The 2080-nt window shown below is 63.7% G+C and carries 2 protein-coding genes; both read right to left on the minus strand.

The window, feature by feature from the left end; genetic code table 11:
- Positions 1-210: 210 nt before the first annotated feature.
- Positions 211-651 carry a type II 3-dehydroquinate dehydratase gene (aroQ, locus tag DBV14_RS33095; protein WP_124466475.1) on the minus strand — a complete coding sequence of 147 codons (441 nt, stop codon included), beginning with the start codon at positions 649-651 and terminating at the stop codon, positions 211-213.
- Between the two features lie 74 nt (positions 652-725).
- A complete protein-coding gene (locus DBV14_RS33100) occupies positions 726-1739 on the minus strand; it encodes a LysR family transcriptional regulator (protein ID WP_124466477.1) in 1014 nt (337 codons plus the stop codon).
- Positions 1740-2080: the final 341 nt, after the last annotated feature.

A 2080-nucleotide genomic window follows, 5' to 3' on the forward strand; every position in this document is an offset into this window, starting at 1 on the left:
GCGCAGAGCACACCGCCAGCGTGAGCGAGTTCAGAGCACTGGTTGATCAGCGAAGCACTCAGAGCGTGTCCATGTGAGAATGGCATCGGGTGCTCCCCGCAGCGAAATAAAGGAGGAGCGAAGCGGGGGACATTCGCGGAGGGGAGTACCCGGTGTCAGTCGCACTCGCCCTGAATGAACCCGCTCCAAACAGCAGCGCCAAAAACAACCCTAAGGAACCAGCGCAGCAATCGCCAGCGTGTAGCCCTTCACGCCCAGCCCCACGATGATCCCGCGCGCCGCCGGCGAAATGTACGAGTGGTGACGAAACTCTTCGCGTGCATGAACGTTCGAGATGTGCAGCTCGATCACCGGCACGCTCGCCCCCTTGATTGCATCGTGCAGCGCAATCGACGTGTGCGTGTACGCGCCGGGGTTCATCACCACGCCCAGCATGTTGCCCGCCGCGACTTCGCGGCCGGCCTCCTGGATCCAGTCGATCAGCACGCCTTCGTGGTTCGACTGGCGGCACTCGATCTCTACGCCGTGCTTGGCCCCCGTGTCCTTGCACAGGCGCTCGACATCGGCCAGCGTGTCGCGTCCGTATTGCTCGGGCTCGCGCGTACCGAGCAGGTTGAGGTTGGGGCCGTTGAGTACGAGGATTTTCTTCATGATGAATAAGAGCGTAAGAACGTGATGGCTTGAAGGCAGCAGCAGCAACAACAACAGCGGGCGAACGCCGCCAATTATGGTCGCGCGCCGCCCCTGCGGCGCTCTACCGCCGCCATCGATGAGCCGACATAAAAGTTGTACGAATCGATGTCCACCACGCAGCGCGCCATCAGGTCGACAAAATCGCGCAGCTTCTGCCCCATGTAGCGCTGCCGCTGGGAGGCACAGTAGATGCGCCGCGGCTCGGGCTGCCACTGCGGCAGCACCGGCACCAGCACGCCCTGCTCCACCTCGGGGCGCACGAAGAACGCCGGCAGCAACGCAATGCCCAGGCCGTCGATGCAGAAGGTCTTCATGACCCAGTGGTCGTTGGTCTCGAAGGCGGGCTCCGGGCTGAAGGCATGACTGCTGCTTCCACTGCCACTGCTACCGCCCGGCGCGCTCGACACCAGCAGCACCTGCGGCACCTGCGACGACGGCCCCGAGCGCTCCTTCATCACGATCGACTGGTGCCGCGCCAGTTCATCCGGCGCCTGCGGCGTGCCGTGGCGCGCGAGATATTGCGGACTCGCATAGAGCCCGTAGTGGAGTCGCCCCAGCAGCTTGGCCACGAGGTTGGGCGCATCGGGCGGTTCGGAGCACACATAGCAATCGACGTCGCCGACCTGTGGTGCGTGAAAACCGTTGGCCACGTCGAGCTGGCAGCGCACGTTGGGGTGCGACTCCAGGAAAAGCTTGACCACGTGGCAGACGAAGGAGGTGCTGAACTGCGTATCGGACAGCAGAGAGAGGCTGCCGGAAACACCGGTCGTCAGCTCATGAATCTCCGTGCTGGCCGCTTCGAGCCGGCCCGTGACTTCGTCGAGCAGCCCTTCGCAGCGGGCGAAGTACGCGCGGCCGGCTTCGGTGAGCGTGATGCGGCGCGGACTGCGCATGAGCAGTTGCGCATCGAGCAACTTTTCGAGCCGCGTGAGTTGCCGGCTCAGGGTGGCCTTGGACACGCCCGAAAGGTTTTCGGCCTTGGTGAGACTGCCGCTCCTGGCGACCAGCACGAAGGCTTCGACCAAGGCGAGATCGATGCGGCTCATCGTTGTTGCTCCACGTCTGCTGCTATTGCCTGACGCTTCATTGGATGCGTTCGGGGCGTGTGCGAATGACACCGGGTGCTCCCCTCCGCGAATGTCCCCCGCTTCGCTCCTCCTTTATTTCGCTGCGGGGAGCACCCGATGCCATTCGCACCTGGACACGCTCTGCGCTTGCGGCCGATCAACGACTGCTCCTCATAACGCTCGCGCTGGCGGTGTGCTCTGCGCAGCGAAATAAAGGAGGAGCGAAGCGGGGGACATTCGCGGAGCAGAGCACACCGTCGGCGTGGGCGTCGCCCTGAACAAACCCAAACAGCAACGGTACCTACGAAACAGCCTTCAGC

Origin of the sequence: Variovorax sp. KBW07, assembly GCF_003852515.1 — a bacterium.
Classification (GTDB): domain Bacteria; phylum Pseudomonadota; class Gammaproteobacteria; order Burkholderiales; family Burkholderiaceae_C; genus Variovorax.